The organism is Roseateles aquatilis, assembly GCF_002205645.1.
Taxonomy (GTDB): domain Bacteria; phylum Pseudomonadota; class Gammaproteobacteria; order Burkholderiales; family Burkholderiaceae_C; genus Roseateles; species Roseateles aquatilis.
The window spans coordinates 1-15245 of record NZ_NIOF01000012.1 but is presented as its reverse complement, the minus strand read 5'-3'; the positions used below and the strand labels follow the sequence as shown (position 1 = coordinate 15245).

The window sequence follows — 15245 nt, the reverse complement described above, 5'->3', positions numbered from 1 at the left end:
GATGTACACAGGTTCGCAGTGGACGGGGACCTTGCAGCCCAATCAGACGGCTCGCTGGTTCACCTGGGGGTGGGGCGCGGCGCAGCACGTGGTCTGGACCATGATGCCGACCTCGCCACGGTCCGGGGCCCCGCAGGTCGATTGGGAGGTCGCCGTCGAGCGCGCCAACAGCAACGACTGCACCTACTGGATCACGGTGCGCAACCTGACCAATGCGCCGGTGGTCTTCGAGGGCCGATATGCCGTGCTGTCGTGAATAGTGAAGGGCGAAGGGTGAAGGAGACCGCCATGAAGGTGACGATCGAGATCGATGGCAAGAGCATCGATGCCAAGGTCCTCGAAGCGCTCGAGGCCAAGCCCGATCACGCGTCGCGATCGACGGCGGAGCCGCCGCCCGAGTTGCTTGCGGCGGCGCGGCGGCTGGGCGCGCAAAGCGCGGGCATCGCCGCGTTCTCCATGTCGGCGGACAAGGCCGTCGCCTTGAATGCGAAGGCGGTGGGCGCGCTGCACGCCGATGAGGACGCCGGCGCCGCGCCGGGATACAAGCCCGCGCGTCGCGCGGCGGCGGCGAAGACGGCGAAGACGGCGAAGACGGCGAAGACGGCGAGACAGTCGAAGGCGTCGGCCAGGAAGTGAGGTCAGCGCCGGTGCGCCGGTTCCTCGCAACTCACCCGCTTCATGGGGAAGTCGATCCCCCGCGCCGCGCCGTTGCGCAGCCCCTCGATGCGCGCGGCCAGGCGATCGTCCCCGACCGCCCGGTAGCTGATCCGCTGAGGGAAATCGTGCGCCGGGTTCTCGAAGACGACGGCGCGGTCGCCGATCGACGTCGCGACGAACGTCGCTTCCTTCTGGCGCGACGGCAATGCGATGTAGACCGGCTTACCCTCGGCGTTGAGGCGGATCTGCAGAAACTCGTGCTCGACGGTGCGGCCGTTCTTGACCGTGCGGCCGATGCCCAGCATCGTGCCGCCGGCCAGCGGCAGCCAGTGCTCGACAGAGCCGGCCTCGCCGTTCTCGGCGGCCCAGCAGCCGGCGAGCCAGCTCAGTTGCTCCAGCGGTGAATCCTCGGCCCGCGCGACCATCGGCGAGGAAAGAAGGGCCGCGATCAGGGCGGCGATGAAGCAGCGCATGGCGTTGACTCCAAGTATCGATGCGCGAATCTAACGCGAACGGGTTCTCGGACGGAACCCCGCATCGGCGTGACTCGCCGGCGCGCCTGGACTGTGAAGGAAGAACACGATCCTGGCGCGATGACGCGATGACGCGATGACGCGATGACGCGATGACGCGATGACGCGATGACGCGGATGGCGCAGATGGCGCAGATGGCGCCGGCCCGCTCAGGCCGTCGGAAACTCGATCTCCAGCCGGCACCCGCGATCCGGCGTCGACTCCACCGTGATGCGGCCGCGCAGTCGCTGGATAACCGTGATCTGCGTGACGAAGAGCCCCAGGCCGCTGCGTCCGCGTCCGAATTGCGTGGAGACGTAGGGGTCGAACACCCGCGGCAACAGCTCGGGCGCGATGCCGCGGCCATGGTCGGTCACGCTCAGCCGGACGAGTCCGTCGATCACGCGCGCCTGCACCTCGACGACGCCGGCCTGCCCGGCGGCATAGGCGTGGCGCTCGACGTTCTGGAACAGCTGCAGCATCACCTCGGTCAGCGCCTCGGCGGGCAAGGCCAGCTCCAGGTCGGTCTCGCACCACAGCGTCAGCGCCGTGTCCGGGGACATCGCGCGCTGCCAGGCGGCCTCGACCAACGCCGCGAGCGCGACCTGCCGCGTCGGCTCCGCCGCGTGACGGGCGTCGATGTGCTGATAGCTCTGCACCAGGGCCAGGGCTTGCTCGACGTTGCGCCGCGCGAGCTCGGCGCTCTCCTGACAGCGCGTCAGATCGCTCGTGAAGCGTTGGCGCGACACCGAGCCCAACGCCAGCCGGTCGACCAGCGAGGCGTTCAGCTCCGTGACCGTGGACAGCACCGTCAGCGCCGATCCCAGCGGCGTGTTCATCTCATGCGCGACGCCGGCCAGCAGATGCCCCAGCGTCGCCAGCTTGCTGCGCTCGATCAATTCGGCCTGCATCTCGCGCTGCAGGTCCAGCGCCTGCTGCAAGGCCGCGGCCTTGTCGGCCAGTTCGTCGGCATGGGCCCGCGCCCTGGCTGTCAGTTGCTGCGCATGCGCGACCTCGATGCGCTGCAGCTCCGTGGCCGAGTCGAGCCGGCCGCTGACGCGCGTGTCCTCCAGCTCCAGCGCGTGCGCGTCCCGCAGCGAGGCCAGGGCGTCGGCCAGCCGGTTGCTGTCCTCCTGCCACTGGGAGAGTTGCTTGAGCCGATGCACGACCTGCCGGCGCATCGAGAATTTGTGGCTGTCCGCCACCACCCGCCGCATCAGCGCGATCGCCGAGTCCGCGTCCCCGCGCCGCCAGGCCAGCACGGCCTGCGCCGCGAAGAGCTCCTTGGCGATGCGCTCGCCGCCCGGACCCGCCAGGCGCAGGTATTCCTCGGCGTCGCGCAGCAGCGTCGCGGCTTCCTCGTCACGACCGTCGATCAGGAGTTCCTCGGCCAGCGAGGACCCGGTGTTGCAGGCCGATATCCAGCGGCGCTGCGCCACCGCGACGTCCAGGCCTTCGCGCAGCACCTTCTGTTCTTCGTCACGTCGGCCCAGATGCCGATGCGCGACCGAGATCGAGGCATAGATGTCGACCCAGCGTCCACGGTCGCCGCAGGCGCGGAAGATCCGGAGGGCCTCGCGCATCGCGTCGATCGCGGGCTCGAACTGGCGCTGCAGCGACAGCGCGCCGCCGATCGCGCGGGCGCAGTGCGCCTGATCCACGGGTCGGGGGCTGGCCGCCGCGCGGCGCGTGATCTGGTCCAGCAGCACCAGCGCCGGCCGCAATCGCCCGAAGCGCAGGTGCATGCGGCAGCGCAGGGCCATCACCGGCACCGCGGCCTTCTCGCCGAACCCCGCGCCGACCCAGGGCATCACCGCGTCCAGCACCGCCTCGATCTGCTCCGAGCGCCACAGCTCGCCGCACAGGTCGGTGAGGTACCAGGCCAGCTCGACGCCGAAATCACTGGGCTCGCCGTCGATCACCCGCGCGAACAGCGCCATCGTCGGCGTGACACGGTCCTGCGCGCTGCAGGGATCGTCGGCATAGGCGCGTGTCTCGGCGTCCAGCCAGGATCTGCAGGCATCGGCATCGGCGATGGGCGGCGGTTCCCTCACGTATTCGCTTCCACGGGTGGCGGACCATTATGGGCCGCGCGTCTTTCAGCCGTCGTGACGCTCCCCCGGGACAGGGGATGCGTCGCCGGGCGCCGATGCCTGGATGACGATCGGGCGCGCGCGCCCTCGATCGGTCGGTCGATCAGAACGGAATCCGCCCCAGCCAGATGTCCCGATACATGACCCAGTCGCCCATGAAGCTGTACAGCGGGCGCTTGAACGAGGCCGGCTTGTTCTTCTCGAAACCGAAGTGCCCCACCCACGCGAAGGCGTAGCCGCACAGCAGCCCGACGGGCAGGAAACCCCAGCGCTGCGACGCCAGCGCGTAGCCCATGCACAGCAGCCCCAGCGTCAGGCCCACGAAATGCAGCCGGCGGCAGGTCCGGTTGCGATGCTCGCCGAGGTAGAACGGATAGAACTCCGCGAAGCTGCGCATCGCCTTGACGCGGTCCGCCTCGGAGGACTGCGGCGCGTGGGGCAGGGGGCTGGTGCTCATGGGCGTCTCCTGGCGTGGCCGTCATGCGGCCCTCTCGGGAAGGTCCGAGGGAACTGTGCGGCGCTCAGGCCAGCGCCGCCTGGAGCGCATTCAACATCCCTTCCGGCGCCTCGGTCATCAGTGAATGCCCGGCGGGCAGCGTCCGCACGCGCGCATGCAGCAGTTCCGCCAGTTGCCGGGCGGCCTTGGGCGGCGTCATGGCGTCCTTCTCGCCCAGGATCAGATGGGTCTGGAGGTGCCCGGCCGCCGTCACCTGGGCGGCCGCCTCCGGCGCGCGCTGGTAGCGATCGCAGACCTGGAAGTCGTGCTCGAAGAGATTGCCGGTGGCCGCGTAGCCGTCCTGCAGCCGTTCCATCAGCGCCAGCCCGGCGCCATGCAACCAGGCGCCGGGGCCGGGGTAGGACGGCTTGGCCGCCGTCGTCGCGTGCGAGAACGCATTGACCATCGCCATCGCCGCCTTCGGCCGCTCGCGCGAGGTGCTCAGCAGCGCGTCGGAGACCTTCATCGGCCACGCGGTGCCCACCATCGCGAGCCGCGCCACGCGCGCGGGTCGCCGCGCCGCCGCCTCCAGCGCGATCAGCGAGCCCATCGAATGGCCGACCAGCGCCACCGACGCTTCGGCTGGCGCTTCGGCCGATGCCCCGGCGGACACCCCCGCCGCATCCAGCACGTCGTTGATCCAGCCGCCGAGCGACTCGACGTCGCTCAACGCCGGCCCCGCGCTGCGGCCGTGCCCGGGCAGGTCGACGGCCAGCACCGCGCGGCCGTGATGCGCGAAGTAGCGCGCCAGCAGCGTCCACACGCTGTGATCGTTGAGCGCGCCGTGGATGAAGACGACGCAGGGCAGGGCGGCGTCGAACGGCTTGCCGCCGGTGTAGGCATAGGCCTCGCGGCCTTGGACGGTCAGCTTCATTTGGCGGCCACCTTCAGCGCGGTCTTGAGGTCGGCGATCAGGTCGTCGGGATCCTCCAGGCCGATGGACAGGCGGATCGTGCCCGCGGTGATGCCGGACGCGGCCAGCGCGGCGTCGTCCATGCGGAAGTGCGTCGTCGACGCCGGATGGATGACCAGCGAGCGCGCGTCGCCGACGTTGGCCAGGTGCGAGAACAGCCGCAGCGATTCGATGAAGCGCTTGCCCTGCTCGCGCCCGCCCCGCAGGTCGAAGCTGAACACCGCGCCGCTGCCCTTGGGCAGCAGCCGCTGGGCCAGCGCGTGGTCGCGGTGCGAGGCCAGGCCCGGATAGTTGACGCGCCCGACGATGTCCTGCGCCTCCAGGAACTCCGCCACCCGCTGCGCGTTGGCGACGTGGCGCTGCATGCGCAGCGGCAGGGTCTCGATGCCTTGCAGCATCAGCCACGCGGTGTGCGGGCTCATGCAGGCGCCGAAGTCGCGCAGGCCCTCGCGCCGCGCGCGCAGCAGGAAGGCGCCCACCGTGCTCTCCTCGGTGAAGACCATGCCGTGGAAGCCGTCGTACGGTTCGCACAGCTCGGCGAAGCGGCGCTGCCCGCCGCTGGCGGCATGGGCGCGCTCCCAATCGAAGCGCCCGCCGTCAACGAGCAGGCCGCCCACCACGGTGCCGTGGCCGCAGAGGAACTTGGTCGCCGAGTGGTGCACCAGGTCCGCGCCCAGCGCGACCGGCTGCTGCAGGTAGGGCGTGGCGAAGGTCGCGTCCACCAGCAGCGGCCGGTGCGCCTCGTGGGCGATCTGCGCGATCGACGGAATGTCGAGCACGTCCAGGCCGGGGTTGCCCAGGCTCTCGCCCAGCAGCAGCTTGGTCGTGGGGCGGATCGCGGCGCGCCAGGCGTCGAGGTCGCCGGGGCGCACGAAGGTGGTCGAGATGCCGAAGCGCCTGAGCGTGTAGTGCAGCAGGTTGTGCGAGCCGCCGTACAGCGCGCTCGACGCCACGATGTGGTCGCCCGCGCTGGCGATCGTCGCGATCGCCAGATGCAGCGCGGCCTGGCCGCTGGCCGTGGCGATCGCGCCGACGCCGCCGTCCAGCGCGGCGATGCGTTCCTCCAGCACCGCCGTGGTCGGGTTCGACAAGCGCGAATAGACGTGTCCGCTGCGCTCCATGTTGAACAGGCCCGCGGCATGCTCGGCGCTCTCGAACACGAACGAGGTCGTGAGGTGCAGCGGTACCGCGCGGGCGCCGGTCGTGGGATCGGGCGCGGCGCCGGCGTGTAGCGCCAACGTATCGAAACCCGGGTCTGAGGGGCCTGGCATGCGTGTCTCCTGCGCGTCGTTCTGTCGAGTGGCGGGCATTGTGTGCTATGTTGGCCGCTTAGCCCTTCCTTCCGCCACTTTCCACGTCGGCCATGAAAGTCTCAGACATCCTGCGCGTCAAGGGCAACACGCTCTTCACTGTTTCCCCCGACCAGCCGCTGTCCCACGCCGTGGAGACCATGTCGGAACGCGACATCGGATCGCTCGTGGTGATGGAGTTCGGCGACCTGATCGGCATGCTGACCTTCCGCGAGGTCATCCAGGCCGTGGTCAAGAACGGCGGCAGCGTCGGCACCTCGCTGGTCCGCAGCGTCATGGACGACGCCCCGCTGACCTGCACCCCGGAAACCGAGATCGACGAGGTCCGCCGCATGATGCTGGGCCGTCACGCCCGCTACATGCCGGTGCTCAACGGCCGGCAGCTGATGGGCGTGGTGTCGTTCTACGACGTCGCCAAGACCGTCGTCGATTCGCAGGACTTCGAGAACCGCATGCTCAAGGCCTACATCCGCGACTGGCCGTCCGAGGACGGCAACGCCAAGGCGTCCTGAGCGCCCGGGCCGCCGCCACCCGGCGAAGGCTGGGTTGCCGATTGCTCATGCATTGCGATGGGCGGTCCCGCGGGACCGCTTCTGTTCGAGGTCGTCGCGGGAGCGGGCGGCTCGTAGAATCGGCGGCTTCCGTTCTCATCGCCTCGGCGGGTTCCCCAGATGTCCGGCAGCACTTTCGGCAGCTTGTTTCGCGTCACCAACTTCGGCGAGAGCCACGGTCCGGCCATCGGCTGCGTGATCGACGGCTGCCCGCCCGGGCTGGCGCTGGCGGTCGAGGACATCCAGCCGGAACTGGACCGCCGTCGCCCGGGCACCTCGCGCCACGTCACGCAGCGGCAGGAGCCGGACCAGGTCGAGATCCTGTCCGGCGTCTACGAGGGCCTGACCACCGGTACCCCGATCTGCCTGCTGATCCGCAATGTCGACCAGCGCAGCAAGGACTACGGCAACATCCTCGACACCTTCCGCCCCGGCCACGCCGATTACACCTATTGGCGCAAGTACGGCCTGCGCGATCCGCGCGGCGGCGGGCGGTCGTCGGCGCGCCTGACGGCGCCGATGGTCGCGGCCGGCGCGGTCGCCCGCAAGTGGTTGAAGCAGGAGCTGGGCGTCCAGTTCCGCGGCTGCATGACGGCGCTCGGCGAGATCGACCTGGCCTTCGAAGGCTGGGAGCACGTCGGCGACAACCCGTTCTTCGCCGCCAACGTCTCGCAGATCGAGGCGCTGGAGGCCTACATGGACCAGTTGCGCAAGGACGGCGACTCGGTCGGCGCGCGCCTCACGGTCGAGGCCACCGGCATGCCGGCCGGCCTGGGCCAGCCGCTGTTCGACAAGCTCGACGCCGACATCGCCTACGCGATGATGGGCATCAACGCGGTCAAGGGCGTGGAGATCGGCGCCGGCTTCGAGAGCGTGCGCCAGCGTGGCAGCCAGCACGGCGACGAGTTGACGCCCGAGGGCTTCGCCAGCAATAACGCCGGGGGCGTGCTGGGCGGGATCTCCAGCGGACAGGACCTGCGCGTGTCGATCGCGATCAAGCCCACCAGCTCGATCCGCGCGCCCAAGGCGTCGATCAACCGCGCCGGCGAGCCGACCATCGTCGAGACCTTCGGCCGCCACGACCCCTGCGTAGGCATCCGCGCCACCCCGATCGCCGAGGCGATGCTGGCGCTGGTCGTCATCGACCACGTGCTGATGGACCGCGCCCAGTGCGCCGAGGTCGAACTGCCGATCCCCGCGATCGCGGCGAGCCGCCCCGACGCCAGCTGAACCCGCCCCGATCCGGCGGCGCTTCGCCCCGTCGCCAACTGTCCGCCGAGCTCCCGTCCGGCGTGGGGTTTCATAGGGAGAAGGCTATCCCCGCTGGCATGCCCAGTGGGGGAATGCAATAGCTCAAGCAGGTCGCTTCATCCCCTGGGCTGGCATTTCATCGTCTGCGGCGCCAATTTCAGGCGCAAAGAAAAGCAGGCCATGACGCGCAATCTGCAATTCGTCGCAGTTCCGGCACGCGCCATATTGGGGATTCCTACACTGCGCCCCATTCAAGGATCATCGACTCGGTGATCCCGTCTCACGGATGGGGGAGAACATGCGCAAGCAGTGGTGGATTGGTGGAGTGGCGATCGCGGTGCTCGCGGCGGGTGCCGGGGTGTACGCCACCAGCAAGAGCGAGGCGCCCGTGGCCAAGAAGGACGACGCCAAGCCGGCCCTGGAATTCCAGGCCAATGAAGTGGTCAAGCCTTATCAGGCCCGCATGCCCGGGGTGATCGAGTTCTCCGGCCCGCTGGTCGCGCCCAACACGGTGATCGTTCGCGCCAAGGCGTCCGGCAGCCTGGTCAGCCTGGCGGTGGGCGAGGGCAGCCGCGTGCGCAGCGGCCAGAGCCTGGGCCAGCTCGATCTGGAGGAACTGCGCCACCGCGTCGCCGAGCGCAGCGCCGGCCTCGAATCCGCCCGCGCCCAGTACGAACAGTCCGAGCGCCAGTACAAGGCCAACCAGGGCCTGGCCTCGCAGAACTTCATCGCGCCGACTGCGCTCGACAACTCGCGCGCCACGCTCGAATCGGCCCGTGGCCAGATGCTGTCGGCGCAAGCGCAGCTCGGCACCAGCGAGGTCCTGCTGCGCCAGGCCGCGTTGATCTCGCCCATCGACGGCATCGTCTACAAGCGTCATGCGCTCCCCGGCGAGAAGGTCGCCGCCGAGCAGCAGGTGCTGACCATCGTCGACCTGTCCAAGCTGGAGCTGGCCGGCATGGTCGGCACGCACGAGGTGGGCAAGCTGTCGCCCGGCATGTCGGTGCAGGTGCGCATCGAGGGCGTGGACGACCCCGTCACCGCCCGCATCGCCCGCATCGCGCCGGCCGCCGAGCCGGGCACCCGCTCGATCGGCGTCACGCTGAGCCTGGACAACCCCGGCGAGCACTTCCGCGCCGGCCAGTACGCGGTCGCCCGCGTCGAGCTGCCCGACGACAAGCAACGCATGACCGTGCCCATCGCGGCGGTGGGCAGCGTGTCCGGCCAGGAGCATGTCTGGGTGATCGAGAAGGGCACGCTCGTGCGCCGCATCGTGACCACCGGCCGCCGCGACCCGCGCGAAGGCCGCGTCGAGATCCTCGCCGGGCTGACGCCGCAGACGCAGGTGCTGGGTGCCCGCTTCGACAACCTGAAGGAAGGCGATCGCGCCGAGATCCGTGCGCCCAAGGCCAGCGTGGCCAGCGCGGCGGCCAGCGGCGCCGTCGCCCAGTAATCGCCCAGTCAGCCGCCTCGCGACGCGAGGCCGACGGCGACCCCGCCGCCCGGGCCGAGCCCCGGGCGGGCAGCGCGCCGCCCGACACCGATACCTCTCCGGCTCCGCCGGCAACGATTACAAGAAGGGACCCGCACCATGTGGATGACCCGTGTCTCGATCAGGAACCCCGTCTTCGCCACCATGGTCATGGTCGCGTTGTGCGTGCTGGGCCTGGTCGCCTATTTCAAGCTGGGCGTCGAACAGATTCCCGACGTGACCTTCCCCGGCGCGCAGATCGACATCCGCTACCCGGGTGCCTCGCCCGAGGCGGTGGAGCGTGAAGTCGCCAAGCCGCTGGAAGAGGCGCTCAACACCATCGCCGGAGTGGAGCGCATCCAGTCCCGCAGCTTCGAGGGCCGCGTGCAGGCCAGCGTCGAGTTCACGCTCAACGCCGACATGAACCGCGGCATGCAGGAGATCCGCGACCGCGTGGCGATGGTGCAGGCCAGCTTCCCCAAGGACGTGAAGCCGCCGATGATCATCCGCTTCCAGGGCGAGAACGCGTCGCCCATCATCGTGGCCGCGCTGCTCAGCCCGACACGCACGCAGCGCGAGATCTCGATGATGGCCGACCTGGTCATCGCCAAGCGGCTGGGTCGCGTCGAGGGCGTGGCCAAGGTCGACGTGGGCGGCATGGCGCTGCGCGAGGTGCGCATCGACCTGGATCCGCAGCGCCTGCGCGCCTACAACATCACCCCGGCGCAGATCTCCGCGGCGCTCAACGATGCCAACAGCGACCAGCCGGTGGGCCTGCTGTCCGACGCTTTCAGCGACGCGATGCTGCGCGTGGAGGGTCGGGTCAAGGATCCCAAGCAGTTCGCCAACGTCGTCGTGGCGCGCCGCGGCGACCTGGCGCTGACGCTGGGTGACCTGGGCACGCTGAGCGAGCGCGAACGCGAGCGCGACAGCATCGCCCGCATCAACGGCCAGCCCGCCGTCAGCTTCAACATCTACAAGCAGCAGGACGCCAACATCGTGGCCACCGGCGAGGCCGTGAAGGCCGCCGTCGAGGAACTGCGCAAGACGCTGCCCAAGGACATGGAGCTGCGCATGATCTACGTCAACAGCGACTTCGTGAAGAACTCGCTGGACGGCCTGCGCCATACGCTGATCGAAGGCGCGCTGCTGACGGTGGCGATCGTGTTCCTGTTCCTGCACAGCTGGCGCTCGACCATCATCACGGGACTGACGCTGCCGATCTCGGTGATCTCCAGCTTCATCGCGATCTATGCCTTCGGCTTCACGCTCAACATGATGACGATGATGGCGCTGAGCCTGTGCATCGGCCTGTTGATCGACGACGCGATCGTGGTGCGGGAGAACATCGTGCGCCACGTCGGCATGGGCAAGGGCCACCGCCAGGCGGCCGAGGACGGCACCAACGAGATCGGCCTGGCGGTGATGGCCACGACCTTCGCGATCTGCGCGGTGTTCGTGCCCGTGGCCTTCATGAGCGGCATCATCGGCAAGTTCTTCTATCCGTTCGGCATCACCGTCGCGGTGGCGGTGCTGGTGTCGCTGTTCGTCAGCTTCACGCTGGACCCGATGCTGTCGTCGGTCTGGCCGGACCCGCCCAGCACCTACGTCAAGCGGGTGCCGGTGCTCGGCCACCTGATCCGTGCCACCGATGCCGGCATGGACCTGCTGCACCGCTGGTACGAGAAGACGCTGCGCTGGGTGTTCTCGGGCCGCCGCTACCGCCTGTTCGTGCCGCCGGTGCCGTCCTACGGCCATCCGTTCGACGCCGACGGGCAGCGCCTCAAGAGCGCGCCGCGTCGCCTGCGCCTGGCCACCATCACGCCGCGTGGCATCGTGACGATGTCGGGCCTGGGCAGCTTCGTGCTGGCACTCCTGCTGATGCCTTTCGTGGGCATGGAGTTCCAGCCGCAGGTGGACCAGAGCTTCACCCACCTGACGCTGCGCATGCCGGTGGCGACCAGCCTGGATCGTGGCGACGCCAAGGTGCGTCAGGTCGAGGAGATCCTGGCGAAGATGCCCGAGGTCAAGACCGTGTCGACCGTGGTCGGCAGCAGCGGCGAAGGCATGGCCACGGGGCGCAACCAGGCCGGCCTGGACATCTCGCTGGTCGATCGCAAGCAGCGCAAGCGCACGCAGACCGAGGTGGAGGATGCCATCCGCGCCGAAATCGCGCGCATCCCCGGCGTGGAGGTCAGCGTCGGTTTCAACCGCCCGGTGTGGGTGACGATCCTGGGGACCGATGCCGAGGTGCTCACGCAGGTGGCGCTGGACTTCGCCGCCAAGGTGCGCAAGATCAAGGGCGCGGTGGACGTGGACACGACGGTCAAGCCCGGCATCCCGGCCTTCGCGGTCAAGCTGCGCGACTCCGCCGTGCGCGAGCTGGGACTGAGCGCGCCGCAGGTGGCCTCGTCGCTGCGGGCCTACGTCAACGGCGACGTGGCCACCTACTGGACCACGCCCGACGGCAATCAGGTGGAAGTGCTGCTGCGCCTGCCCAAGCAGCAGCGCCAGAGCCTGGAGCAGATGCGCAACCTGCCGGTGGCCTTCGCGAAGGACGGCACGCCGATCTCGCTGGAGCAGGTCGCGACCATCGAGCCCGTGTTCAACCCCGAGGTCATCCGGCGCCAGAACCTGCAGCGCCGCGAGGCGGTCTATGCCGCCGTGCAGGGCCGCCCCAGCGGCGACGTCAACGCCGAGGTGCAGAAGCTGATCAAGGAAACGCAACTGCCCCCGGGCATCAGCTTCATGGTCGACGGCGAAGGCAAGCAACAGGCCGAGTTCCTCAAGGGGCTGGTCATCGCGATGGGGCTGGCGCTGATCTTCATCTACATCGTGCTGGCCAGCCAGTTCGGCAGCTTCCTGCAGCCGGTGGCGATCATGGCGTCGCTGCCGCTGGCGTTGATCGGCGTGATGCTGGCGCTGTTGCTGTGGAACACGACGCTGAACATCTTCTCGATGATCGGGCTGATCATGCTGATGGGCCTGGTGACGAAGAACGCCATCTTGCTGGTGGACTTCGCCAACCACGCGCGCAAGGACCACGGGATGACCGTGCCCGAGGCGCTGCTGGAGGCCGGCCTGACGCGGATGCGGCCCATCATCATGACGACGGCGGCGATGGTCTTCGGCATGCTGCCGATGGCGATCGCGCTCAACGAGGGGGGCGAGAGCCAGGCGCCGATGGGCCGCGCGATCATCGGCGGCGTGATCACCTCGACGATCCTGACGCTGGTGGTGGTGCCGGTGATCTACTCGTACCTGGTGCGCGGCGTGAAGACCTTCGGCGCGAAGGACGTGGCGACGCCGACGCCGCCGTCCGGGTCGCATTTGCCCGCGGCGGGTTCCGTGACACCGATCACGCCCACCCCTGGCATCGCGGACTGAACCCACCGATGCGCGCTAGCTGACAGCAGTGAGTTGACCGGTCGAGGCCATGGCGCCTCGACCCCTGGGGCGGGCACATTCGGCGGCTTCAAATCCGACACGCCGAACGATGCCCGCCCCGATTCCATTTCCGTTCCTCACCGCTCGTTCACGGCGGCTCGCCACCGCCGACCGCGCCGCGAACGCGGCGGTCTTCTCGTCGGAGGACGAGCACCACCACGTCCTGCGCCTTCGCGACCTGACGCTGCATCCCTCGCCGATGTTCATCGCGCTGCTGGTGCCGGTGGCGCCGCTGCTGATCCTGGCCGCGGTGCTGGGATCGATCGCGGCGGCGGGCCTCGCGGCGCTGCTGCTGACGATCGCGTTCGGATGCCTGTGGCGGTGCATCGAGACGCTGCGTGGCCTGCGGTTGCGCCTGTCGCCGCCGGCCCCGTGTTTCGCGGGCGACACGGCGATGCTCGAACTCTGCCTGGACAACCCCGGCCGCCATGCCCGATGGGACATCGGCATCGGCGGCGAACGCGCCGACCGTTCCGGTGCGTTGGGGCCGTCGGGCTGGCTGGACGTGCCGCCCCATTCCTACAGCGTGGCCCTGGTGCCGATACGGACCGCCACGCGCGGGTCGATGGCGCTGCCGGTGGTGCGCATCGAGACGCAGCATCCGTTCGGTGTCGTCCGGGCGTTGTCGCGGTGGACGCCGCCACGGCAGTTGCTGGTGTATGCCCGTCCGGAAATGGACGGGCCGCCGTTGCCCGGCCACGGCCAGGGCCGACATGGCGGCCAGCCGGTGTGGCTCGACGTCGCGACGGCTGTCGGTGAGGGCGACGCGAGCGCGTCCACGCCGGAGGCGATCGCTTCCCGCCTGACCGCCTGGGTGCTGCTTGCCGAACGTCAAGGGCGCGACTACGGCCTGCGGCTCGGGGCCGTCGTCGTGCCGCCGGCACGGGGCCTGGCGCACCGCCGCCGTTGCCTGCAACTGCTGGGCAGTTGGGACGGGGCTGCAGCCCGCTGACCGGCCGCGGACGACCGGCCTTCAGCAGCTCTCTCGCAGCACCAGCTCGAAGCCCAGGTCGACGCAGCGCTCCGGCACGGCCTCGCCGTGCATCAGCGCCACCAGCATCCGCGCCGCGTGCAGGCCGATGTCGCCACGCGGGGTGCGGACGGTGCTCAGCGGCGGCAGCATCTGATCGCCGCCGGTGAGGTCGTTGAAGCCGACGACGGCGACGCGCCCCGGCACCTGGACCCCGATCCGCAAGGCCTGCAGCAGGGCGCCTTGCGCCAGGTCATCGTTGTTGAAGAAGATCGCATCCGCATCCGGCGCCTGCGCCAGCACGCGGTCCAGCAACGCCGCGCCGAGCGCGAACGAGGAGGGCGCGGCGTCCATGAACTCCAGCGCCGGATCGTGCGCGTCGCCGAGCGCGGCGCGATATCCCTCGACACGCTGCAGCGTGCGCGGGTCCAGCTGCGCGGCGGCGAACGCGATACGCCGGTAGCCGCGCCGCATCAACTCGGCCGTCATCGCATGGCCGGCGGCCTGCTGCGAGAAGCCCACCGAATGCAGCGCGGACGACGGCAACGCGGGTCCGGCGCGGTTCTCCATCACATGCACGCAGGGGATGCCGCTGCCCTCGATCAGCGCGCGGGCCGCGTCGGTGCGGTCGAAGCCGGTGACGATCAGCCCGGCGGGGCGATTCATGAGGTAGGTGCGCAGCAGCGCCTCCTCTTCCTCGGGGTGGTAGTGGGTGACGCCGATCAGGCTCTGATAGCCGGCGGCGAGCAGCGTGCGCTGCGCTGCGTCGAGCAGGTCGACGAACAGGCCGTTCGACAGCAGCGGGATCAGCACCACGACCTGATTGCTGCGCGCCGACGCCAGCGCGCGCGCCGCGGGATCCGGCACGTAGCCGAGCTGCGCGACGGCCGCGGTGACGCGCTCCACCAGTTCCGTCGCCACGCTGCGCTCGCCGCGCAGCGCGCGTGACGCGGTGATCGGGCTCACGCCGGCGGCCTGCGCCACGTCGTGCAGCGTGACCCGGCCGGTGGCGCGGCGGCGTTTGGTGGCGGTCAAGGGCGTCATCGAAGCGCGGGCACGGAGCGGCCGCGAGGGTGGGGAAAACGACCTGGAGGATAGCGCTGTCCTCCCGGCTTGAGAGCCGGGTCTGACCCTGCGCGGACGATGCGGGCCGCGCCAGATCGGCGCATGGGAGCGAATATCGCCCGCGCAGGGATGATCTAGGGGAAACACCGAGTCATGACGGTGTCATGCCAGCAGGGATACTTGCCAGCAACAAACGAGAAGCTTTTTTCGCGGACCAGCCCCTGGCGCCTCCTGGCGACAGCGCGGCGGCACCGGCCGCGAACAAGGGAGGATTCATGATTCGACATGCTGGCGCGCCTCTGCGCGCCTGGCTGGCGCTCGCATGCGCCATGGGGGTAGGGGTGGTGGCGACGAGCGCCGCGGCCCAGGTCAGCGTTTCCAGCTCGGGCAGCCCGGCCTATGGGCAGGCCATCGCGGTGCCGCCGGGCATCGGCGGGATGCAGCCCAACCTGAGCCTGATGTACGCGGGCGGGGGGGTCAACGGGCCGGTGGGGCACGGCTGGTCGCT

At 69.8% G+C, this 15245-nt stretch carries 14 protein-coding genes; 8 read left to right on the top strand and 6 right to left on the bottom strand.

Annotated elements, in window-relative coordinates; translation table 11 throughout:
• Window position 1: 1 nt before the first annotated feature.
• Entirely contained in the window at window positions 2-256 is a 255-nt protein-coding gene (locus tag CDN99_RS21330; RefSeq protein WP_088386931.1) for a hypothetical protein, read from the top strand.
• A 32-nt stretch (window positions 257-288) separates the two neighbouring features.
• Window positions 289-636, top strand: a complete 348-nt coding sequence (locus CDN99_RS21325; protein ID WP_088386930.1) for a hypothetical protein — start codon at window positions 289-291, stop codon at window positions 634-636.
• Between the two features lie 2 nt (window positions 637-638).
• Here the strand turns inward: CDN99_RS21325 and CDN99_RS21320 are convergent, their stop codons facing one another.
• From CDN99_RS21320 to CDN99_RS21300, 5 genes are all read right to left on the bottom strand, one after another.
• Window positions 639-1130 (bottom strand): DUF6265 family protein, encoded by a 492-nt coding sequence (locus CDN99_RS21320; protein WP_088386929.1) that lies wholly within the window; start codon window positions 1128-1130, stop codon window positions 639-641.
• A gap of 210 nt (window positions 1131-1340) precedes the next feature.
• Window positions 1341-3224 (bottom strand): ATP-binding protein, encoded by a 1884-nt coding sequence (locus tag CDN99_RS21315; protein ID WP_088386928.1) that lies wholly within the window; start codon window positions 3222-3224, stop codon window positions 1341-1343.
• Between the two features lie 142 nt (window positions 3225-3366).
• A complete protein-coding gene (locus CDN99_RS21310) occupies window positions 3367-3720 on the bottom strand; it encodes an Mpo1-like protein (RefSeq protein ID WP_088386927.1) in 354 nt (117 codons plus the stop codon).
• Window positions 3721-3784: 64 nt separating this feature from the next.
• A complete protein-coding gene (locus CDN99_RS21305; protein WP_088386926.1) occupies window positions 3785-4633 on the bottom strand; it encodes an alpha/beta fold hydrolase in 849 nt (282 codons plus the stop codon).
• Window positions 4630-5943 (bottom strand): O-acetylhomoserine aminocarboxypropyltransferase, encoded by a 1314-nt coding sequence (locus CDN99_RS21300; RefSeq protein WP_088386925.1) that lies wholly within the window; start codon window positions 5941-5943, stop codon window positions 4630-4632. Before CDN99_RS21300 ends, CDN99_RS21305 begins: the two co-directional genes overlap by 4 nt.
• Before the next feature lie 92 nt (window positions 5944-6035).
• Between CDN99_RS21300 and CDN99_RS21295 the strand changes: the two genes are divergently transcribed.
• The 5 genes from CDN99_RS21295 to CDN99_RS21275 all read left to right on the top strand — a co-directional run bounded on the left by CDN99_RS21295 (window position 6036) and on the right by CDN99_RS21275 (window position 13654).
• Window positions 6036-6494 carry a CBS domain-containing protein gene (locus CDN99_RS21295; protein WP_088386924.1) on the top strand — a complete coding sequence of 153 codons (459 nt, stop codon included), beginning with the start codon at window positions 6036-6038 and terminating at the stop codon, window positions 6492-6494.
• Between the two features lie 159 nt (window positions 6495-6653).
• Window positions 6654-7763: a chorismate synthase gene (gene aroC / locus CDN99_RS21290; protein ID WP_088386923.1), complete on the top strand. Its 1110-nt coding sequence runs from the start codon at window positions 6654-6656 to the stop codon at window positions 7761-7763.
• Between the two features lie 319 nt (window positions 7764-8082).
• Window positions 8083-9237 (top strand): efflux RND transporter periplasmic adaptor subunit, encoded by a 1155-nt coding sequence (locus CDN99_RS21285; RefSeq protein ID WP_088387053.1) that lies wholly within the window; start codon window positions 8083-8085, stop codon window positions 9235-9237.
• A 138-nt stretch (window positions 9238-9375) separates the two neighbouring features.
• The gene (locus CDN99_RS21280) at window positions 9376-12642 is read left to right on the top strand and encodes an efflux RND transporter permease subunit (RefSeq protein WP_088386922.1); all 3267 of its coding nucleotides are present in this window, start codon (window positions 9376-9378) and stop codon (window positions 12640-12642) included.
• A 109-nt stretch (window positions 12643-12751) separates the two neighbouring features.
• On the top strand, window positions 12752-13654 hold the full coding sequence (locus CDN99_RS21275; RefSeq protein ID WP_088386921.1) for a hypothetical protein: 903 nt from the start codon (window positions 12752-12754) through the stop codon (window positions 13652-13654).
• Window positions 13655-13675: 21 nt separating this feature from the next.
• On the opposite strand, the gene gntR is transcribed toward CDN99_RS21275, so the two are convergent.
• Window positions 13676-14716, bottom strand: coding sequence for an HTH-type transcriptional regulator GntR (gntR, locus tag CDN99_RS21270; protein WP_088386920.1), 1041 nt, complete (start codon window positions 14714-14716; stop codon window positions 13676-13678).
• Window positions 14717-15012: 296 nt separating this feature from the next.
• Between gntR and CDN99_RS21265 the strand changes: the two genes are divergently transcribed.
• A partial coding sequence (locus tag CDN99_RS21265) for a hypothetical protein (protein WP_141100903.1) occupies window positions 15013-15245 on the top strand: 233 nt, incomplete at its 3' end.